The sequence below is a fragment of the Haloterrigena alkaliphila genome (assembly GCF_017352155.2).
Lineage (GTDB): Archaea > Halobacteriota > Halobacteria > Halobacteriales > Natrialbaceae > Haloterrigena > Haloterrigena alkaliphila.
This window is the reverse complement of record NZ_CP071462.1, coordinates 3,546,083-3,566,524: the sequence shown is the minus strand read 5'-3', so window position 1 is coordinate 3,566,524 and position 20,442 is coordinate 3,546,083. Positions and strand designations below refer to the sequence as shown.

The following is a 20,442-nucleotide window of genomic DNA, read 5'->3' as shown; positions in this document are numbered from 1 at the left end:
ATCGAGTATGAACGACGCGAACGCCAGCCGGATGGAAGCCGCCTGTTCTCTCCTCGCCGAATCCGAGCGCCGATTTCTGCTCTACCAGCTCGCCGAACACCGCGACGCGAACCTCGAGGATGTCGTGACCGGCATCGCCGCCTGGGAACTCGACGTCGACCCGGCCCTGATCGAGAAGGAGACCAGACAGCGCGTCTACGTCTCGCTGGTCCACAACCACCTGCCGCGGCTGGCGGACTACGGCATCATCGAGTACGACCTGCGCAGCGGTGACATCGTCCTCGGCGAGGGGTTCGACGACATCAGGCCGCTGCTCGAGCAGTTCAAGCAGACCGAAGCGGAGCCCGAAATCCGTCAACTGCCGTCGCTGTGAACTAACCTCGGCTCGTTTCGCTCGGGTTTCCGATTTCGAACGCTGGTCGTGCCGTCGGCTACGTATTTCGCGCTTCCGTTCGGTTCGTCCGTCGGCCGGTTCGTCCGCCATCTAGCGTGGCACACTGTTCATTTCGTCGTCCTTTCGTCACATCGTTCGGTTCGTCGCCTCGACCGCCGGGTCGCCGACCCCAAATTTCGAATCGAAACATGTAGAACCGTCCCGTCGAGACGGCCGATATGAGCCGGTATCGAAATCTCGCCCGCTTTCTGGCGCTCGCGACCGCCTGGGGGTCGGCGTTCGTCGCGATCAGCGCCGGGCTCGAGTACTTCCCGCCCGTGTTGTTCGCGGCGCTGCGCTACGACGTCGCGGGGATGCTGATGCTCGCCTACGCCGCGTACGCCGTCGACGACTGGCTGCCGCGGGGCCGCGGCGAGTGGTCGCTGGTCGCCGTCGGCGCCGTCCTGTTGATCGGGGCCTACCACGCGCTCCTCTTCGTCGGCCAGCAACACACGACGGCGGCCGCCGCCGCGATCGTCGTGAGCCTCTCGCCGGTCCTGACCGCCGGGTTCGCCCGCCTGCTCGTCCCGTCGGACGCGCTCTCGCCGGTCGGGATCGTCGGCCTCCTGATCGGACTGCTCGGCGTCGGCGTCATCGCACGGCCAGATCCGTCGAACCTGCTGACGGCCGACGTCGTGGCCACGCTGCTGGTCTTCGGCGCGGCGGCCGCGTTCGCGCTGGGGAGCGTGCTCACCCGCCGGATCGACGCGACGCTCCCGATCGAGGCCATGGAGGCGTGGTCGATGATCGGCGGTGCGCTCCTGATGCACGTCATCAGCCTCGCGCTGGGCGAGCCGATCGAGCCGTCGACCTGGACCCACCCCGAGGCGATCGGCGCGCTGGCCTATCTGTCGCTGGTCGCCAGCGCCGTCGGATTCCTGCTGTACTTCGACCTGCTCGAGCGCCTCGGCGCGGTCGAGATCAACATGGTCTCCTACGTCGCGCCGATCGTCGCCGCGCTGGTCGGCTGGCTCTACCTGAGTGAGGTCGTCGACGCGCCGACCGCCCTCGGGTTCGGCCTCATCGCGGTCGGCTTCGTCCTCGTCAAGCGACGGGCGCTGCGCGAGGAGTTCGGTCACGCGCTGGGTCGCACCTCGAGCGAGTGACGTCCGGCGCTCGAGCGCCCGGCTACCGTCGGTGGGTGTGACCCACGTACAGCGCGAGGAGGTTCACGGCGATCAATCCGAGAAAGAGGCCGACGTCGAGTACGGTCGAGAGCCCGGTCGCGAGCACCGGAACGTAACACACCGGGAACACGATGGCACCCCAGAATCCAGCCACGCGAATCGGCGTCGCGTACGTCGGCGCGACCGCCTCGAGGAGCAACTCGTCGTCGGTCCCGTCGGTGGTCGATTCCTGAGCCGTCTCGGTGCGGTGGTCGCCGGATGAAGCGTTGGACATCGATCTGAACCGGTTCGTCTCGCTGTTCCGACGACCGCTACATATATATGTGCGAACGTTTACCACAGTTGGGGCGGCTTATCCCATATAAGGTCGTTCTGAACGGACCGTTTCTCGGTACCGGCGGAGAAACGAGTCGTTCCGACGGGAGCCGTCGTCAGCTGATATCGGCCCCACTCCCCGTCCGTCGTGTGGGCGTACGCCCAGGTTACGCAGTGCTATTGGTACAATACCCTCTTCTCGCGCTCACGACTATAATCGACGCCAAATCGACGCCAGTACGACCGTCGGGTGATCGCGCCCGGCGGCGCCGCTCGCTGGGTTCTCGTAGCCGCGAATCGAGAAAATTCACTGAAAAACTGGAGGGAACCGGTTCGCCGTCCCAGGGCGTTACTGGAAGCCGATCCGACTGTCCCGACGACCCGTCGGACCCGGACCGCCCGACCCGCCGCCCTGGAACTCCTCTTCGATCTGCTCGTAGTAGTCGAGGATGTCGTCGGTGATCGTCGGCCGGACGTTCTCCATGGCCTGCCGGAAGTGGCGCATCTCGACGATATCCGCCTCGTGGTCCTCGCGCAGGGCCTCGATGGCCGCCTCGCGGGCGATGGACTCGAGGTCGCTGCCGACGTAGCCGTCCGTGATCTCGGCGATCTCGCGGAGGGTGACATCGGCGGCCAGCGGCGTGTCCTCGGTGTGAATCTCGAGGATGCGTTCGCGGCCGTCGACGTCGGGTTCGCCGATCATGACCAGCCGATCGAATCGGCCCGATCGCAGCAGCGCGGGGTCGATCATGTCCGGTCGGTTGGTCGCGCCGATGACCATCACGTTTTCCATATCCTCTAAGCCGTCCAGTTCCGTCAGCAGCTGGTTGACGACCCGCTCGGAGACGTTCGAGCCGACCTCACCGCCCCGGCCCGGCGCGAGCGCGTCGAGTTCGTCGAAGAAGATCACCGTCGGCGAGACCTGCCGCGCCTTGCGGAAGGTCTGCCGGATGGCCTTCTCCGATTCCCCGACCCACTTCGAGAGCAGTTGCGGGCCCCGGACCGAGATGAAGTTCGCGTTCGTCTCGTTGGCGACGGCTTTCGCCATCAATGTCTTCCCGGTGCCGGGCGGCCCGTACAGCAAGACGCCGGCCGGCGGATCGACGCCCAGCCGGTCGAACCGCTCGGGGTTCGACAGCGGCCACTCGACGGACTCCTGAACCTGCTCCTTGGCGGTGTGGAGGCCGCCGACGTCGTCCCAGGAGATCTTCGGTAACTCGACGAGCACCTCCCGCATCGCCGAGGGTTCGACCTCGTTCAGGGCGCCGCGGAAGTCCTGGCGCTTGACGATCATTCGGTCGATCAGGCTCGGCGGGATGTCCTCCTCGTCGAGATCGATCTCCGGCAAGTAGCGTCGCAGCGCCTTCATCGCGGCCTCCTTCGTCAGGCTCTCGATGTCGGCGCCGACGAAGCCGTGGGTCTCGTCGGCCAGATGCGAGAGGTCGACGTCGTCCGAGAGGGGCATGCCGCGGGTGTGGATCTGCAGGATCTCCTCGCGGCCCACCTCGTCCGGAACGCCGATTTCGATCTCGCGGTCGAAGCGACCCGGCCGTCGGAGAGCGGGGTCGACCGAGTCCACGCGGTTGGTCGCCGCGATGACGATGACCTGGCCGCGGGACTCGAGACCGTCCATCATGGTCAGCAGCTGCGCGACGACGCGGCGCTCGACCTCGCCGGTGACGTCCTCGCGTTTGGGCGCGATGGAGTCGAGTTCGTCGATAAAGATGATCGACGGCGACTCCTCGGTCGCGTCCTCGAAGATCTCCCGTAACTGCTGTTCGGATTCGCCGTAGTACTTCGAGATGATCTCCGGCCCCGCGATCGAGAAGAAACTCGCGGACGTCTCGTTGGCGACGGCTTTCGCGAGCAGCGTCTTCCCGGTGCCCGGCGGCCCGTGCAGGAGGACGCCCTGCGGGGGTTCGATTCCCAGTTTCTTGAAGATCTGCGGGTGCTTCATCGGGAGTTCGACCATCTCCCGGACCCGCTGGATCTCGCTCTGGAGGCCGCCGATGTCCTCGTAGGTGATGCCGCCGCCGGTCTTCTCGAAGCCGCTGATCGGCTCCTCGCGAAGTTCGACGTCGGTGTCCTCGGTGATGAGGACCACGCCCTCCGGTTCGGTCTCGACGGCTATGAGTGGGATCGCCTGGCCCGGCGATCGCATGAACGGATGATTCGTCGAGCTCATCACGGGGACGATGTCGCGACCGACGACCGGCCGTTTGAGGATCTGGCGTTTCACCATGCCTGCCGCGTCGGAACCGAACTGCACCGACGCCTCCTCGGGGGGTGCGAGCACGAGCTTGTCCGCCTTCGTGGCCTCAGCCTTGCGGATCGTCACCCGTTCACCGATGCCGACGTCCGCGTTCTGGCGGGTGAAGCCGTCGATGCGGACGGTGTCGGTGTTCCAGTCCTGCCGGTCGGCGCGCCACACCTTCGCGGCGGTCGTGTCCGCGCCTTCGATCTCGATGATGTCGCCCGGACTCAGCTTCAGATGCAACAGCGTGTCCGGGTCGAGTCGGGCGATACCACGACCCGAGTCGTTCGGGTACGCCTTCGCAACCTCCAGTTGAACTTCGTTCATGATTCGGGATGGACGGCGATGTCAATGATTCCGCTTCGTGAGCGGATAGGTTTTTTGCTAGCCAACGTCGTTGCGTTTGCTAGTTGCTATCACATCTAACTGGTACGGGAACGTACATAGATGTACCGGCATCGGTCGGTTTTGGTGGTACCGACACCGGCTCGAGACCGCGTCACTCGGCCGGCGTCCCCGGTGGCGGTCTCGGGGTGAGAAGATGCCTTTTTGAGCGTTCCTCCCGCGGACCTAGCTATGAGAATCCTCGCGTTCGACGGCCGCATGGGAGCGAGCGGCGACATGATCCTCGCCGCGCTGCTCGACGCCGGCGCCGACCCCGACGCCCTCGAGCCCGTCACTAACGCCCTCGAGGTGGAGTACCGAATCGACGAGACGGTCAAGTGCGGGCTCTCTTCGACGACGGTCGACGTCTGCTATCCCGGCGGTGACGGTAGCGAAACCCGCGATCACGCTGACGATAAGCACGAGCATGATGGTCTCGATCACGACCACGGCGACCACCACCACGAACACGACGGTCACGAGCACGACGAGACTGCCGTCTCCGCCGAGGGTCACGGTCCCCACCGCAGCTACCTCGAGGTCCGCGAGATCGTCGAGGGAATGGCCCTCGAACCGACCGTCGAGGCGGACGCGCTCGCCATCTTCGAACTGCTCGGCGAGGCCGAGGCCAGCGTCCACGGTGAGTCACTCGAGGACATTCACTTCCACGAGGTCGGGGCCGACGACGCCATCGCGGACGTCGTCGGTGCCGCGGCGCTCGTCGACGACCTGGATCCAGAGGGGATCGTCACGACGGCGCTGTCGACCGGCGGCGGCACCGTCTCGATGAGCCACGGCGAGTACCCCGTCCCGACGCCCGCGGTGGTCGAGATCGCCGAGCGATCTGACTGGTCGCTGCGGGGCGGGCCGGTCGACGCGGAACTGCTGACGCCCACCGGCGCCGCCATTCTGGGCTACTACGCCGACGGCGTCGAGACGCTCCCGTCGCTCGACCTCGAGGGGTCGGGGTACGGCGCCGGCGGCTACGACCTCGATCCACACCCGAACGTCCTACGCGTGCTGGTCGGTGAGGGCGGGCGGGGCGAACTCGTGAAAGACGACATCGCCGTCCTCGAGACGAACCTCGACGACGCGACGCCGGAGGTACTCGGCGGCCTCCAGGAGACGCTCGCCGACGCTGGCGCGCGTGACGTCTCGATCCTCCCCGCGACGATGAAGAAGTCCCGGCCCGGCCACCTCGTGAAGGTGATCTGCAAGCCGGCGGATCGGGAGCGCGTGGCTCGAGCGCTGGCCGAAGAGACGGGGACGCTGGGTGTTCGCGACGCTGGGGCGACCCACCGGTGGATCGCGAATCGGGAGTTCGAGACGGTGGAACTGGACCTCGAGGGCGAGACCTACGCGGTGACGGTGAAGGTCGCCAGCGACGCGGACGGCGAGGTGTACGACGTGAGCGGGGAGTACGACGACGCGCTGGCGGTGGCTCGAAAGACGGGGCTAGCGATTCGGGAAGTGCTCCGACGAGCCGAATCGATCGCCGTCGAGTCACTCGAGTGAACAGCTGGGCCAAGTAGCATTGCCGACACTAGTATCGACGGCGCTCGAGGCGGGAGTCAACTCCACCGGTGAACGGAGACGGCGGAGCAGCACGTCGCCCTACTCGTCGGGACCGTCACTCGAGCCCGCCGTGTTTCCGTCGATCGTCGCCTCGCAGCCGCTTTCAGCGGAAGCGTCTCCGTCGGTACTGGCGCTGTCGTCGTCACGGTGTTCCGCGAGCGCTTCGTCGACGGTCAACTCGCCGGCGGCGACCCGTCGCGCCAGCACCTCGTCGATGGCGCGGTTCTCGTCGCTGCGCTCCCGCGAGCGGTCCTTGATCACCTGTAGCTCGCCCGCGGTCGGCTCGATGTCTCGCGTGTCGACGACCTCCCCCTCGAGGCGGGCGATGTTGACCGCCGCGAGGACGTCGCCCATCCCGCGCGAGCCCGTCCCGAGGTAGGGAGTGGTCCCCGTCTCGTCGACCAGTTCGACCGTCACGTCCTCGAGGTCGTTGACGAGTTTCGCGCCCTCGAGGCGGGAACCGTCGCCGACGCGGACGACGGGCGAGGTCGCCTCGTCGGCCTCGCGCTGGATCAGTTCGACGGCGTCCGAGAGGGGGACCTGAAAGGCGGCGACGACCATCTCTCCGGCGAGAACTGCGACGCCCGGTTTCCGACCGGGGTCGACGCCGATTATCGTCCGTCCGCCGTCGCCCCGAACCGCGGTTAGCGCCTGATCGACGGCGCGTCGCGGCTGATCCGGATCGGCGACGATAGTCGTCACGTCCGAGAACGCGTCGGCGTGGTCGGCGCCGGTGACGACGACGGCGGTCCGTTCCGGAAGCTCCGCGTCGGGCTCGACGGTCGTGAACTCGGTCCCGCGGTCTCGGAGTTCGTTGACGACGCCGTGGTACACCTCGAAGTCTTCGGTCGCGACGACGATCACGACTCGCGGTTCGCCGTCGGAGGGAATAAACGTACACGAACGGGACGGCCGCCGATCCGTTGTCGCATGGACTGACTCGAGCTGTTGGCGACGACCGATCGGTGACTCCGGAGCGAGCCACGACGTCTCACTCCGGACTGGTGAATCAGTGTGTGGTGGCGCGCGCTGGATCGCGGCGAACGAAGAGTGAGCCGCGATCTGGAGTCGTGCGAGGGATGAGCGAGTGAACGGAGTGAACGAGCGAATCGGCTGGGGAGGGTGTGGCAATTCCCTGTTGCCAGTATGAGCAAAACGCTTGGTTTCGTTTCAGTTCCGATTTCGGTCACTGTTTCATCCGCTTCCGGGTGAGTCGACTTGCCACAAGGGGACGAAGGAAAACGAAGCGTTCTGCGTATCGTGGCAACTAGGAGTACCACACCCTCCCCAACCGATTCGCTCACTCCCTTCGGTCGTTCGCTCATCCCTCGCGCGTTGGCGTTGGCGCCCTCGCTCTCGCTCGGACGCCGACAGCACGCGCCACCGCAGACCAAGTTTCGGTCAGAACGCGACGGTTTCTGGCCGAACTGCTACGGGTGACGAAACGCCCACCGACTACTCGCGGCCCGTTCCGGGGGCTTTTTGCGGGAGACCTGCCAACTCGAACCGTGAACGACGAGGCGATTCCGACCGGCTGTGGCCCGGTCGACGAGTTACTCGGCGGGGGATTCGAACGCGGGACCGTCACGCAGGTCTACGGGCCGCCCGCGGCGGGCAAGACCAACCTCGCCCTGTCGGCGGCCGTCGAGACGGCCGTCGACGGCGGCACTGCGGTCTACATCGACACCGAGGGCGTCTCGGTCGACCGGTTCCAGCAACTGCTCTCGGCCTCCGTCGACGACGAAGACGTCGAAGCCGTCGCCTCCCGAATCGTCATCGAGGACGCGCTGGACTTCGAGGAGCAGGCCGAAGCCGTCCGCGACGCCGAGGAGTTCGCCCAGCGGGCCGATCTGATCGTGCTGGACAGCGCGACCGGCTTCTACCGCCTCGAGCGCACCGGCGAGAGCGACGGCGGCGAGGCGCTGCGCGACGTCGCCCGGCAGGTGACCCACCTCCTCTCGCTGGCCCGGAAGCACGACCTCGCGGTCGTCCTGACGAATCAGGTCTTCGCGGACCCCGACGCCGACCGGACGCGCGGGCTCGGCGGGAACACGTTAGAACACTGGACCGGCGTCGTCCTCCGCCTCGAGCGGTTCCGCGGCGGCAACCGGCGGGCGACCCTCGAGAAACACCGCTCGAAGGCGGTCGGCGAGTCCGCCCAGTTCCGGATCACGGACTCGGGACTCGAGGGGGGCGAGGAGTCGATGCGCCCCTGAACGGCGACGCATCGATGCGCCGCTGCACGATAGTTCTCGAAACGGTCGCGATAACGGAATCGAACGGACTGAATCGGACCAGAACGGCCGAAAACGGAGTCGAAGCCGAACCGATTCGCGTTAGATTTCGTTCAGTTTGCGCAGCAACTGGCCGCGGTACTCCTCGTCGCTGGTGACGCCCTTGACCTCTAAGACGTTGCGCTCGAGTTTGTCGATGGCGACGCGGAAGGCGTTCTCGGCGCCGTACCCCTCGCCGGTGCCGGCGACCTGGCCCTTGTTGGTCCGCAGGCGAATCTGACACTGGACGAGCGGGGTGCCCCGGAGTTTCTCGCTGTGCTCGTGGAAGCGAACGTGGGAGTGCATCACCTGCATGTCGGCGTACTTGTCCGCGACCTCCTCGATGCTCTGGACGATCGACTCCCGGGAGATGGTATCGAGCATCGAGACGTTCGTGATCTGAACGTCCATGTGCTCTTCCTCGGTGAACGTCAGCGCGCGGAGGACGTCCGTCTTGGTGATGACGCCGATGACGACCCGGTCGTCGTCCTTCGGCGTGACCATCAGTCCCGCGTAATCCTTCTCGAGCATGGTCTCGACCGCGGTCTTCGCGGTGGTGTCGAGCGTCGTCGTCTCGACGGGGCTGTTCATGATGTCGTAGACGGGCACGTCGAGCATCCGCTGGCTGTCGCCGACGCGGTCGCCGGTGGTCGTCGAGGTGCTCTTGCGGATGACGAAGTCGGCGATGTCGTGTGTCGTCACGACGCCGGAGAGGTAGCCGTTCTCGTTGAGGACGGGCAGCCGGGAGATGCCGTGTTCGCGCAACTGGTTGATCGCCCGTCCGATCCCGTCGTCCTCCTCGATCGTGACGGGATCGTCCGAGTAGATGTCCTCGACCGAGAGCGTATCGAGGTTCTCGAGGACGGCCTCGAGGATGGCGTCGTCGGTGATGACCCCCCAGAGGTCGCCGTTCTCGAAGACCGGCGCGACCTTCGCGTTGCTCTCGACCAAGATCCGGGCCGTCTCTCGGATGTCTTCGTTCCGGTCGACCTGCGGCGCCGGCGCGTTCCGACTCGGTTTCATCAGCGCCGCCACCTTCGCGTCGTCTTCGACGTGGGACTGGAGGACTTCCCGCTCGCTGATGACGCCCTCGTACGCCCCGTCGTCGGTGACGATGATTCCCTTGGGGTTGCGGTCCTCGAAGGTGGACCGAACCTTCCCCATGCGCGTGCCGACGTCGACTTCGATGTACTCCTTGGTGGCGATATCAGCGATATTCATCCTTCTGGGGTTCTATACTGCCGCCGGGGTTTTGAACATACCGCACGTTCTAGCCGGGTGGGTCCAGGGACGGCCGTTTTGGGGCTCCGGGTCGTATCGCGCGTATGGTGCCCGACATCAGCGTCTTCGGTCGATACACCTACCTCGTGACGGAACTGGTCTGGGGAGCCGTCGCCGTCCTGTTGCTCCGACGCGCGAACGCCCTCCGGCGAGCCGCGGTTACCATCGCCGCGCTGTACCCGATCGCGTACTGCTGGGACCGCTACACCCTCGCCGTCGGCGTCTTCGACATCAAACTCCGGACCGGGATCGATATCGCGGGCATCCCGCTCGAGGAACACCTCTTCATGGGGGTCGTTCCGGGACTGGTCGTCGGCTTCCACGAGACGATCTTCGGCGACGGCTGACCCGGAGCGACCTAATCTGACCCGGACCCGCCGAATTCGACGCGGGTCAGCCGAATTCGACGCGGGCCAGCCGCCTCGAGGCGAGCGGGGCCGACCGTCGGCAGCGTCGACTGACCCGCGGTACGAGGACCACAACTTCGGGAGTATCAGCTTCTGCGACCGATCCTGAGGCACTTATCCCGGGGTCTGGTTCGTCCACCCGATGTGTCCCCGGTCCCGATCGAACGCAGCCAGTGAGTCCGGCGACGGCGACGAGCGGGCCGTCATCCGCTCGCTCCTCCGAATCGTCGTCGCCGTCGTCCTGATCGGCGTGCTCGCGCTCGGTACCACCGTCGTCGCTCCAATCGTCCTCGAGGATATCGGCATCGACAGCGAGGACTTCGAGACGCCGAACGTCGGCTCTCAGCCCGCGCCGAGTTCGGATCCGCCGCCGGCCGGCGAGCGCAATCCCGCGGTCACCGACCCGGACGATCCCGGCGAATCGGCCTACGAGACCGACGTCGAGACGGTCGACTCCCCGACCGTGGAGGACTTCGTCCACGCGAAAGTCAACGAGCGCCGGGCCGATCACGGCCTCGAGCCCCTCGAGTGGGACGGGACGATCGCCTCCGTCGGCCGCGCCCACGGTTACGACATGGCCCAGCGCGACTACTTCGCACACGTCAACCCGGACGACGAAGCGCCGATGGATCGCTTCACCGACGTCGACAACTACTGTCGGGGCTACGGGGAGAACATCGCCCTGACGTGGGTCGACCGTCGCGTCGAGCAGCCGGGTGACGCCGACGGCACCGTCCGCTATCAGACCGCGGAGGGCCTCGCGGAGGGACTGGTCAATCAGTGGATGAACTCCACCGCCCATCGGCGAGCGATCCTCGAGCAGGGCGAGACGCCCGACTGGGACCGGGGCGGCGTCGGCGTCTACATCGACGACGACGGCGCGGTCTACGCGTCGCACAACTTCTGTCTCGAGCGGTAACACCGGTTCGCGGCGACTTCGCCGCCACCGGAACGCTGACTCGAGCGGTCGTGCCGTGAGCGGGCGACGGCAACCGCCAACGAAATCTCACCAGCGAAACAGAATCTGCGATCGATTGACAGTCCTTTAGTGGTGGCACTCGACGGTGGGGTATGGACGTTTCCGAGACGCTGACCTCGGTCTATCGGACGGCGAGCGACCGCGACCTCTCCTTTCTCGCGGCCGCGTTCGCCTACTACGCGTTCGTCTCGCTGATCCCGCTGGTCCTGCTCGCGCTCGTCGTCGGCTCGCTGCTCGGCGGCGAGGCGGCCGCCGAGCGGCTGATCGTCGTCGCCGGCGACTTTCTCCCGGCGGCGGGGGAAGAACTCGTCACCGACGCGCTGACGACCGAATCGGGCCGCGCGCAGGCGACGGTCGTCGCGCTCGTCGTCGCCGCGTGGGGTGCGCTGAAGGTCTTTCGCGGGCTCAGCCTCGCCTTCGACAAGGTCTACGACGAAGTCGCCGAGGACACGCTCGTCGATCAGCTCAGAGACGGGGTCGTGGTAATCATCGCGGGCGCGGGCGCACTGGTACTGATGATCGCCATCGGGGCCGTCCTCGGCATCGCCGCCGACGTCGTCCCCTTCGCCGGCGCCCTGGGCTGGGTCACGCTGCTGCTCGGGCTCGTTCTCGTCTTCCTGCCCATCTACTACGTGCTTCCGCCGGTCCCGGTCCCGCTCGAGGACGTCCTGCCCGGCGCCGCCTTCGCCGCCGTCGGCTGGACGATCCTCCAGATCGGCTTCCAGATCTACGCGGCCAACGCCGGGAGCTACCAGGCCTACGGCGCCGTCGGCGTTGTCCTGCTGTTCGTCACCTGGCTGTACTTCGCCGGGATGCTCATCCTCTTCGGCGCCGTCCTCAACGTGGTGCTCGCGGATCGGGCGCTCGCCGAGTGACGGGACGGTCACGTCCACCGGTCGTCGACGGCCACCCGTCAGGCGATTGAACCACCGCGGAACCATAGTGCAACGCGACCGCGTGGGGGAAAGATTATGGTCTCGGCACGGCCAGCCCTGCACAATGAGCGACGAGTCTTCGAACCAGACCTCCGCGGCCGATTCGACGCCCGAATCGGGCGATCCGGCCGACGGCGCGAGCGGCTCGAGCGGGGGGCTCGAGCCGAACGGCGGTCCGCGGCGGGTCGTCTCCGACCAGAGCGTCGACGATATCCTGAACTCGCTCGACGAGACGAAAACCGAGTCGGAAGACGCGAGTAGCCCGCCGGCGACCGACTCCGCGACGAGCGAATCGACGACCGACGACGATGCCGCGACGGCTGAAACCGACGGTGACGTCACGACCGAGCTCGACGAGGACGAGATCCCGGCGGCCGACGAGCGAACGGACACCGATGCGGACAGTGCGGACGCCGCGACAACGAACGCCGAGCCCACCGATCAGGGCGACGGCGACGACGATTCGGACGCGGGAACGGGGTCCTCGAGCGACGACGATAGGGCCGTCAACGGTGGTGACGACGGCGGGGCAGTCGGCGACGGTAACGATAGTGGGCCCGTCAGCGACGGTGACGACGGCGCCCCCGACATCGACGAACTCGCGGCACGAATCGAGGACGGCACCGTCACCGGCGCGGACGTCCGGGCCGCCGAGGCGGGTGAGGGGCGGGAGTCGACCCCCGAAGTCGACGAGATCGAGCTCTCGATGGACGACATCGAGGCGGCGCAGGGAGCGTCCGGCGCCTCGCAGGCGACCGGCGGGCCGTCGACCGGCGTCGCCGACGACGCCGGCCCGCTCGCTGGGTCGATCCAGCGCGAGGAAGAGGGCGACTCGAGCGACGGCGAGGACGATTCGCCCGGCCTGGTCGGACGGCTCAAACGCTTCTTCGGCGGGTAAGGGCAGTTGGCAGCGAGGGGCAGTCGGCGGGTGCTCGAAGGGCGGCACCGCGGTTTCGCACGGTTACCCGACGAGCGTGATCAGGACGAACAGCGTCGCGATCGAGGCCAGGGTCGTCGCGAAGACGTTCAGCGACGCGAACTCCGCGTCGCCGCCGAGTTCGGCCGCGAAGACGAACGTCGAGACGGCCGTCGGCGTGCCGAACATGACGACGGCGGCGGTGAACGTCGCCGGGTCGACGGCGAGCGCGGAGAACACGAGCCACGCGAGCGCCGGCATGCAGACGATCTTCAGCCCGACGACCGCGCTGGTCGCGCCGAAATCGACGGCGGGGCGATCGATCTGCAGCGACGCGCCGACGCAGAGGAGGGCCAGCGGCAGCGCCAGCGAGCCGACCGCGTCGAGTCCGGTCGCGACGCCTCCGGGGACCGCCAGCCCGATCGATCCGACCGTCAGGCCGACGAGCAGCGATAGCAACACGGGATTGGTCGCCAGACCGCGCAGTTCGTCCCAGACCGCCGCATCGGCGCCGTTGAGCCTCGAGAGCACGAGGATCGACAGCGGTAGCTGGGTCAGCGTGACTACCCCCAGCACGACGCTCGCGACGGCCGTCACGTCCGCGTCGAACGTTGCCGCGACCAGCGGCAGGCCGAGGTAGCCGAGGTTCGAGTGGTACGACTGGACGACGGCCACGCTCCGGCGCTCACTCGAGTCGCGTCCCCGGTGGACGAGCCAGGCCAGTCCCGCGGTCGCTAACACCACGACCAGCAGCCCCGCGAGGAGCGCCGGCGAGAGGAGGCCGCCGATCGCGCGGTCGTACGTCGAGACGAAGATCAGCGCTGGGAGCGCGACGTAGTACGCGAGGGCGTTCAGCCGCGCCGTCCGTCCGGCGTCGAGGAGCCCCGTCGTCCTGAGCCCGGTCCCCAGCAGCAGGACCGCGAGCAACCCCGACAGTCGGACGAGCAGTTCCATACGGCCCTCGAGTCGACTCGAACGTTTCTACCCCTCGGTTGCTCGCGGCGGTGGGAGCCGTTGGCAGCGCTCGCGATCAGGTCGCGCGGCGATCATACACGGACGACGCCGCGATAGTCCGATACTACCGGACCGGATCGTCCGATACTGCCGGAAGGGTGGCCAGAACCCCGCCGAACGAGTCGATTTTCGTCATCCGTTTCGATATATAATATTAGCAGGCCAATCGTTCACAACGGTTCGTCCCGAACCGTCTCCATGGCCATCCAGGCGTCGTTCACCATCGATCAACCCGAATTCCCGTTGAACACCGTCTTCGAACAACTACCCGACGCCACCATCGAACTGGACCGCGTCGTCCCGACGAACGACGCCGTCATTCCCTACTTCTGGATTTACGCGGCGGACATCGGCGAGCTCACGACCGATCTGAGCGGCGACGAAGGGGTCGACGACGTGAAGGTGATCGACGAACTGGACGAACAGATGCTCATCCGCATCGACTGGAACCTCGACCACGAGAGCGTTCTCACCGCGATCGTCGAAACAGACGTGACGCTGCTCTCCGGAATCGGGGACGCGGAGAACTGGACGTTCGAAGTCAGGAGCAGCGACCAGCAGACGGTGTCCGAGTTTCAGACGTACTGCCGAGAGAACGACATTCCGATCCGACTCACCCAACTCCACGCGCTCTCGCCGTTCGACTCGGATCGGGAGTACGATCTGACCGATGGCCAGCGGACAGCGCTGATACTGGCGTACTCGCGAGGCTACTTCGACTCGCCGCGAGACGCCTCACAGGCGGACCTCGCCGACGAGCTCGGGATCAGCCATCAGGCGGTGTCGTCGCGGTTGCAACGCGGCATTCGACGCCTCGTCGCGAGCGCCTTGATAACGTCTCAGGAGTGACCCCTTCATAATATCGTATAAAAGGATATTGCGTCGGCAAAACTCACCGATAACCCGTTCGAGCGTGTCTAGTAGTGTGATGACATCCTCTCACGAGACCGCCGGACCCGTCGAAATCGTGGACTCGATGGAGGCCGTCGAGTTCGACATCGACGCACGACTCTTTCGAGCGGCGTACGACTGCGATCGCGATTCCGCGAGCATGGCGATCGTAGCGGTGATCGCGGTCGCGACGAACCGCGACTCCCTCGAGCTCACGCCGCTTCACTCCGCTATCGACTCGAGTGCGCTCGAAGACCTGTTCTCGGCGCCGAAGGACAGTGCACAGCGGGTCTCCTTTTCGTACGAGGGGTTCGACGTGACGGTGACTGCGGAGGGCACCATCGAAGCCATTCCGCTGCAAGCGGCGTAACCAACGGCGATGACGTGGCATCGGATCACGCGTTTCCTGCGCGGAACGCACGTCCAATCGTGGACGCCGATATCCCGGTCGTCGCTCGACGGACGGCCTGACTCCGCGGCCACTCGACAAGTGCCTGAAGGACGATGACGCGGTGTTCCGACCGCGCGAGCACCTCGACACCCTCGAGCAGTCACGTTCTCGTGACGTCGCGTCTCGGGACTCGAGTGAGTGTTCGGGTTCGCTCGAGGGAGCGTTGCGGTGTGATAGTCGGATAGAGGGGGCGGTTCCTGACGGGGTTGGGGCAGATTTGAACCACGGTCGTTCCGCTCACTTCGTTCGCTTCACTCCCTGATTCAAATCTGCTCGTGACAATTTCTGACGGAACGACCGACTCGCTCCGCTCACGGTGGTTCGAGAGAGCTTCGCTCTCTCGTCATCACGAAACGCCGACGGCGTTTCGAACGACTTCGCCGTTCGCATTTCGTGGCGCTAACGCGCCACGCATCGCTCGTCGGTTATTGTTCCGTCAGAAATGGGTTGGGGCAGATTTGAACTGCCGGCCTCCTCCATGTCAAGGAGGTGTCATAACCAGACTAGACCACCAACCCGCCTGGCTTCGGCACCGCGTCGCCTCGCTTTCTGCACTCGTTCGTTGCCGGCCACCGTAATTGAAGGTTTCGGATCGGGCGCCGTACGCGAGTGGCCCCCACGCGAGCCTCCGATACGTTTAAGTCTATGTACTGATTTGGTCATTACAAGACAACTACGTACATTGGTGTTCACTATGCAGGAGTACGTCGAACGCGTGACCGAGGGCGAGGATCTCACACAGGAAGACGCTCGAGCGGCCTCGACGGCCGTCTTCGAGGAGGCGACGGAGGCACAGATCGGCGCGTTGCTGGCCGCGCTGCGCGCGAAAGGCGAGACTGAAGCCGAAATCGCCGGCTTCGCCGAGGGAATGCGCGACGCCGCGCGGACGATCGCGCCCGATCGGGAGCCGCTGGTCGACACCTGCGGCACCGGCGGCGACGACTACGACACGATCAACGTCTCGACGACGAGTGCGATCGTCGCCGCCGGCGCCGGGGTTCCGGTCGCCAAACACGGCAACTACTCCGTCTCGTCCTCCTCGGGCAGCGCTGACGTCCTCGAGGAGGTCGGCGTGAACGTCGAGGCCGAACCGCCGGCCGTCGAGGAGGCCATCGAACGGGACGGCATCGGCTTCATGCTCGCGCCGGTGTTCCACCCCGCGATGAAGGCCGTCATCGGCCCGCGCAAGGAACTCGGCATGCGGACGGTCTTCAACGTGCTCGGCCCGCTGACCAATCCCGCGGGCGCCGACGCGCAGGTCGTCGGCGTCTACGATCCCGACCTCGTCCCCGTGCTCGCGGACGCGCTCTCGCGGATGGACGTCGAGCGCGCGCTGGTCGTCCACGGCGCGGGTACCGACGAGATCGCCATCCACGGCGAGACCGTCGTCGCGGAAGTCGAGGGCGACGCCGTCGAGGAGTACACCCTCGAGCCCGCCGATCTCGGCCTCGAAGAGCACGACATCGAGGACATCTCGGGCGGCTCACCCGAGGAGAACGCGGCGGACATGCGCGGTATCGTCGAGGGCGACGTGACGGGTGCGAAACGCGACGTCATCCTCGCGAACGCGGGCGCCGCGATCTACGTCGCCGGCGAGGCCGACTCGCTCGAGGCCGGTGTCGACGCGGCTCGCGAGGCGATCGACTTCGGCGCGGCGGCGACGAAACTCGACCACCTCCGGGGCGAGGCCGCCGAACCCGAGGGACGATGACGCGGGTGAAGATCTGCGGCCTGACGAACGAGGACGACCTCGAGACGGCGGTCGACGCGGGCGCCGACGCCCTCGGCGTCATCTGTGACGTCTCCGTCGACACCCCCCGAGAGGTGTCGGTCGAGCGGGCCCGCGACCTCGTGGCCGCCGCGCCGCCGTTCGTGACCACCGTGCTCGTGACGATGCCGACGGGCCTCGAGCGCGCGATCGAACTGGTCGAGCGGGTCGAACCCGACGCGATCCAACTCCACGGCGACGTCCCGCCGGACGACCTCGCCTTCCTGCGCGGGAAGATCGACAGTACACTCCTGCTCGCGGTCGACGCCGACGACGCCGCGCGGGCCGAGTCCTACGACGACGTGGTCGACGGCCTCCTCGTCGACACGCCCGCCGACGACGGCGGTGGCGGCACCGGTCGGACCCACGACTGGGACCGGACGCGGGCCGCGACCGCCGATCTCGAGTCGCCGGTGATCCTGGCCGGCGGGCTCACGCCCGACAACGTCGCGGACGCGGTGCGGACGGTCGACCCGTTCGCGGTCGACGTCGCGAGCGGCGTCGAAGCCGCCGGCGGCGTCAAGGACCCCGACGCGGTCCGATCGTTCGTCGATCGAGCCAGGAACGCCCGCCCGACGGCGGAGCCCTGATCTCCCGTGACCCCTTCACCCACCCATGACTGACTCCGACACCGACCCCGACGTAACGCCGACGCTCGACGTTGACCGCGAAACCTTCCGCGAGCACGCGGGCGGCCGCGAGGATCGACCGGTCGTCGTCCGTGCCGTCGCGACCCTCGACGTCGAGACGACGCCGCTCGAGACCTACGCCGCGCTCACCGGCCGCTCGGCCTCGAGCGACCGCGACCGGTCGCCGTACGCCTTCCTGCTCGAGAGCGCGGAGAAGACCGCCTCGAGCGACCCGGACGGCGCCTTCCGACCGAGTTCGGCGCAGGCCGATCGACACGCGCGTTACTCCTACGTCGGCTACGATCCGGACGCCGTCGTCACGGTCGACCCCGACGGGACCGCCGTCGAGGCGCTGGGCGACGACGCACCGCTCGACCTGCTCGAAACCGACGTCGCGGGTGACACCGTCGACGCCCTCCGCGGGGCGATGCCGGACGTTCGCTTCGCGAACCCGCCCGAACACGACCGCCAGCACCTGACCGGGGGCCTCGTGGGCTTTCTCGCCTACGACGCGGTCTACGACCTCTGGCTCGAGGAGGTCGGCCGCGAGCGCCCCGAGTCGCGGTTCCCGGACGCCCAGTTCGTCCTGACGACGAAGACGCTGGCGTTCGACGAGCGCGACGAGACGGTCTCGCTGGATTGCACGCCGGTCCTCGAGGCCGACGACGACCCCGACGCGGTCTACGACGCGCTGCTCGCGGAGGCCGAGGCCGTCGCGGAAACGCTGCGCGCGGCGGAGCCGCCAGAAACGGGTGGGTTCGTCAGGACCGACGAGGTCGCCGGGTCGAAAGCCGACTACGAGGAGAGCGTCCGCCGCGCCAAGGAGCACGTCCTCGACGGCGACATCTACCAGGGCGTCGTCTCCCGGACCCGAGAGCTGTACGGCGACGTCGACACCCTCGGCTTCTACGAGGCGATGCGCGACGTGAACCCGTCGCCGTACATGTACCTGCTCGAGCACGACGACCTGACCGTCGTCGGCGCGAGCCCCGAGACGCTGGTCTCCGTGCGCGGGCGCGAGGTCATGTCCAATCCCATCGCGGGAACGTGCGACCGGGGCTCGAGTCCCGTCGAGGACCGCCGGTTGGCCGGCGAGATGCTGGCCGACGAGAAGGAGCGGGCCGAACACACGATGCTGGTCGATCTGGCGCGAAACGACGTGCGCCGGGTCTCGGAGGCCGGCACCGTGCGAGTCGACGAGTTCATGAACGTCCTCAAGTACAGCCACGTCCAGCACATCGAGTCGACCGTGACGGGCGACCTCGCGAGCGACGCGGACGCGTTCGACGCCACGCGAGCGTCGTTCCCCGCCGGAACGCTCTCGGGCGCCCCGAAGATCCGCGCGATGGAGATCATCGACGACCTCGAAGCCGAACCGCGGGGGCTCTACGGCGGCGGCGTCGGCTACTACTCGTGGTGTGGCGACGCGGACTTCGCGATCGTGATTCGAACGGCCACCGTCGAGGAAGGCGCGGCGCGTGGCGCCGCGGATGAGCGAGCGGGGGATCCGCGAGCCGACGGCGAGCGGGATCGAATCACGGTCCAGGCGGGCGCCGGACTGGTCGCCGACAGCGATCCCACCGCCGAGTACGAGGAGACCGAGCAGAAGATGGGCGGCGTCCTCGCCGCGCTCGAGGAAATCGAGACGGACGGTGACGCGCTCGAGACGGCTGATGACGGGAAGTCGGCCGGCGACCTCGAGTCCCAACCGGAGGTGAGCCGATGAGCGCCACCGGTGAAGAGCGGACCGTCGATACCGACGCGGACCCGCTGACCGTGCTGTTCGTCGACAACTACGACTCGTTCACCTACAACCTCGTGGAGTACGTCAGCCAGCTGGACGGCACCGAAACCGCGGTCCGGAAGAACACCGCGTCGCTCGGGGAAATCCGCGCGGTCGAGCCGGACGCGATCGTCGTCAGTCCGGGGCCGGGCCATCCGAAGAACGACCGCGACGTCGGCGTCACGATGGCCGTCCTCCGGGAACTGAGTCCGGACGTACCGACGCTCGGCGTCTGTCTCGGACTCGAGGCCGCGGTGTACGAGTACGGCGGGACGGTCGGCCGTGCGCCGGCGCCGATCCACGGCAAGGCGTCCGCGATCGACCACGACGGCGAGGGCGTCTTCGCGGGCCTCGAGCAAGGTTTTCGCGCGGGACGATACCACTCGCTGGTCGCGACCGAGATACCGGACTGTTTCGACGTCACCGCGACGGCGGAACACGATGCGGAGACGCTAGTGATGGGCATTCGCCATCAGGAGTATCCCATCGAGGCCGTCCAGTTCCACCCCGAGAGCGTGCTCACGGCGGTCGGCCACGACGTGATCGAGAACTTCCTCGAGGGCGTTTGATCGGTACGAACGCGCTCGAGCGACCGAATTTTCGAGTAATCAGCGGCAGTCCAATAGCGAGTTCAGTGCGTCCCGACGCGCTAGAAGAACGGCAGGAACGACAGATCGGTGATCCCAGCGGTGTAGAGCCCCGCGAGGACGATTGCGGCGACGATTCCAATTCTGACGGCGAGTTTGATGGCGATCTTGATCGCGACGACGGCGACCGCAAACGCGGCCAGCCCCGCCAGCGCGAGTAGAACGGTCGACGAAGTGAGTGGTTCGACCATACGGTAGGGCCCGTACCGCAGCGACGTAATTGTTCCGGATATCATGACAGAATTAGAATACTGAGTGTCGCTTTCGGCAGACAGACAGTCCCGATCAACAGCCGCTCTCTGAAACTGAAAACCGCCGGAAAGCGACACGAGTACTGGTATTCAGGATCACTTTCAGTTCGCTCTGAAAATCGTTAAGAC

Annotated in this window: 20 protein-coding genes and 1 tRNA gene; 14 read left to right on the top strand and 7 right to left on the bottom strand. The window is 66.8% G+C overall.

The genetic code is table 11. The features are described from left to right. Window positions 1–7 precede the first annotated feature (7 nt). Window positions 8–373 carry a DUF7344 domain-containing protein gene (locus J0X25_RS36290; RefSeq protein WP_207288736.1) on the top strand — a complete coding sequence of 122 codons (366 nt, stop codon included), beginning with the start codon at window positions 8–10 and terminating at the stop codon, window positions 371–373. A 239-nt stretch (window positions 374–612) separates the two neighbouring features. Then, on the top strand, window positions 613–1,539 hold the full coding sequence (locus J0X25_RS36285; protein ID WP_207288735.1) for a DMT family transporter: 927 nt from the start codon (window positions 613–615) through the stop codon (window positions 1,537–1,539). A gap of 22 nt (window positions 1,540–1,561) precedes the next feature. Here J0X25_RS36285 and J0X25_RS36280 read toward each other — a convergent pair whose 3' ends face one another. Both J0X25_RS36280 and J0X25_RS36275 read right to left on the bottom strand, forming a co-directional pair. Then, the gene (locus tag J0X25_RS36280) at window positions 1,562–1,834 is read right to left on the bottom strand and encodes a DUF8028 family protein (protein WP_207288734.1); all 273 of its coding nucleotides are present in this window, start codon (window positions 1,832–1,834) and stop codon (window positions 1,562–1,564) included. A gap of 390 nt (window positions 1,835–2,224) precedes the next feature. Further along, window positions 2,225–4,456 carry a CDC48 family AAA ATPase gene (locus J0X25_RS36275; RefSeq protein WP_207288733.1) on the bottom strand — a complete coding sequence of 744 codons (2,232 nt, stop codon included), beginning with the start codon at window positions 4,454–4,456 and terminating at the stop codon, window positions 2,225–2,227. A gap of 249 nt (window positions 4,457–4,705) precedes the next feature. Between J0X25_RS36275 and larC the strand changes: the two genes are divergently transcribed. Next, the gene (gene larC, locus J0X25_RS36270) at window positions 4,706–6,028 is read left to right on the top strand and encodes a nickel pincer cofactor biosynthesis protein LarC (protein ID WP_207288732.1); all 1,323 of its coding nucleotides are present in this window, start codon (window positions 4,706–4,708) and stop codon (window positions 6,026–6,028) included. A gap of 99 nt (window positions 6,029–6,127) precedes the next feature. On the opposite strand, the gene J0X25_RS36265 is transcribed toward larC, so the two are convergent. Continuing rightward, window positions 6,128–6,952 carry a hypothetical protein gene (locus J0X25_RS36265; RefSeq protein WP_207288731.1) on the bottom strand — a complete coding sequence of 275 codons (825 nt, stop codon included), beginning with the start codon at window positions 6,950–6,952 and terminating at the stop codon, window positions 6,128–6,130. Window positions 6,953–7,596: 644 nt separating this feature from the next. Here J0X25_RS36265 and radB point away from each other — a divergent pair. After that, window positions 7,597–8,304 (top strand): DNA repair and recombination protein RadB, encoded by a 708-nt coding sequence (gene radB, locus J0X25_RS36260; protein ID WP_207288730.1) that lies wholly within the window; start codon window positions 7,597–7,599, stop codon window positions 8,302–8,304. 120 nt (window positions 8,305–8,424) lie between these two features. Here radB and J0X25_RS36255 read toward each other — a convergent pair whose 3' ends face one another. After that, the gene (locus J0X25_RS36255; protein WP_207288729.1) at window positions 8,425–9,582 is read right to left on the bottom strand and encodes a CBS domain-containing protein; all 1,158 of its coding nucleotides are present in this window, start codon (window positions 9,580–9,582) and stop codon (window positions 8,425–8,427) included. A gap of 104 nt (window positions 9,583–9,686) precedes the next feature. On the opposite strand from J0X25_RS36255, the gene J0X25_RS36250 reads away from it, so the two are divergent. The 4 genes from J0X25_RS36250 (at window position 9,687) to J0X25_RS36235 (ending at window position 12,861) form a co-directional block, all read left to right on the top strand. Further along, window positions 9,687–9,989, top strand: coding sequence for a lycopene cyclase domain-containing protein (locus J0X25_RS36250; protein WP_207288728.1), 303 nt, complete (start codon window positions 9,687–9,689; stop codon window positions 9,987–9,989). A gap of 202 nt (window positions 9,990–10,191) precedes the next feature. Continuing rightward, window positions 10,192–10,968 carry a CAP domain-containing protein gene (locus tag J0X25_RS36245; RefSeq protein WP_207288727.1) on the top strand — a complete coding sequence of 259 codons (777 nt, stop codon included), beginning with the start codon at window positions 10,192–10,194 and terminating at the stop codon, window positions 10,966–10,968. A gap of 152 nt (window positions 10,969–11,120) precedes the next feature. After that, the gene (locus tag J0X25_RS36240; protein ID WP_207288726.1) at window positions 11,121–11,903 is read left to right on the top strand and encodes a YihY/virulence factor BrkB family protein; all 783 of its coding nucleotides are present in this window, start codon (window positions 11,121–11,123) and stop codon (window positions 11,901–11,903) included. A gap of 124 nt (window positions 11,904–12,027) precedes the next feature. After that, on the top strand, window positions 12,028–12,861 hold the full coding sequence (locus J0X25_RS36235) for a putative sodium/potassium/calcium exchanger (protein WP_207288725.1): 834 nt from the start codon (window positions 12,028–12,030) through the stop codon (window positions 12,859–12,861). Between the two features lie 63 nt (window positions 12,862–12,924). Here J0X25_RS36235 and J0X25_RS36230 read toward each other — a convergent pair whose 3' ends face one another. Further along, on the bottom strand, window positions 12,925–13,833 hold the full coding sequence (locus tag J0X25_RS36230; protein WP_207288724.1) for an AEC family transporter: 909 nt from the start codon (window positions 13,831–13,833) through the stop codon (window positions 12,925–12,927). 258 nt (window positions 13,834–14,091) lie between these two features. Here J0X25_RS36230 and J0X25_RS36225 point away from each other — a divergent pair, with 258 nt between their 5' ends. Together J0X25_RS36225 and J0X25_RS36220 are read left to right on the top strand one after the other, a co-directional pair. Continuing rightward, entirely contained in the window at window positions 14,092–14,742 is a 651-nt protein-coding gene (locus J0X25_RS36225; protein WP_207288723.1) for a helix-turn-helix domain-containing protein, read from the top strand. A gap of 79 nt (window positions 14,743–14,821) precedes the next feature. After that, complete coding sequence (locus J0X25_RS36220; RefSeq protein ID WP_207288722.1) at window positions 14,822–15,154, top strand: HalOD1 output domain-containing protein; 333 nt, start codon at window positions 14,822–14,824, stop codon at window positions 15,152–15,154. A 524-nt stretch (window positions 15,155–15,678) separates the two neighbouring features. On the opposite strand, the gene J0X25_RS36215 is transcribed toward J0X25_RS36220, so the two are convergent. After that, a tRNA-Val gene (locus J0X25_RS36215) sits at window positions 15,679–15,753 on the bottom strand. A gap of 176 nt (window positions 15,754–15,929) precedes the next feature. Between J0X25_RS36215 and trpD the strand changes: the two genes are divergently transcribed. Genes trpD through trpG form a run of 4 tightly spaced genes read left to right on the top strand, consistent with a single transcriptional unit; the run spans window position 15,930 to window position 19,984 of the window. Continuing rightward, window positions 15,930–16,946, top strand: a complete 1,017-nt coding sequence (gene trpD, locus J0X25_RS36210) for an anthranilate phosphoribosyltransferase (protein ID WP_207288721.1) — start codon at window positions 15,930–15,932, stop codon at window positions 16,944–16,946. Further along, window positions 16,943–17,593, top strand: a complete 651-nt coding sequence (locus J0X25_RS36205) for a phosphoribosylanthranilate isomerase (RefSeq protein ID WP_207288720.1) — start codon at window positions 16,943–16,945, stop codon at window positions 17,591–17,593. Before trpD ends, J0X25_RS36205 begins: the two co-directional genes overlap by 4 nt. A 25-nt stretch (window positions 17,594–17,618) precedes the next feature. Next, window positions 17,619–19,358: an anthranilate synthase component I gene (gene trpE / locus J0X25_RS36200; RefSeq protein WP_207288719.1), complete on the top strand. Its 1,740-nt coding sequence runs from the start codon at window positions 17,619–17,621 to the stop codon at window positions 19,356–19,358. Beyond that, a complete protein-coding gene (gene trpG / locus J0X25_RS36195) occupies window positions 19,355–19,984 on the top strand; it encodes an anthranilate synthase component II (protein WP_207288718.1) in 630 nt (209 codons plus the stop codon). Before trpE ends, trpG begins: the two co-directional genes overlap by 4 nt. Before the next feature lie 80 nt (window positions 19,985–20,064). On the opposite strand, the gene J0X25_RS36190 is transcribed toward trpG, so the two are convergent. Continuing rightward, window positions 20,065–20,253 carry a hypothetical protein gene (locus tag J0X25_RS36190; RefSeq protein ID WP_207288717.1) on the bottom strand — a complete coding sequence of 63 codons (189 nt, stop codon included), beginning with the start codon at window positions 20,251–20,253 and terminating at the stop codon, window positions 20,065–20,067. Between the last annotated feature and the right edge of the window lie 189 nt (window positions 20,254–20,442).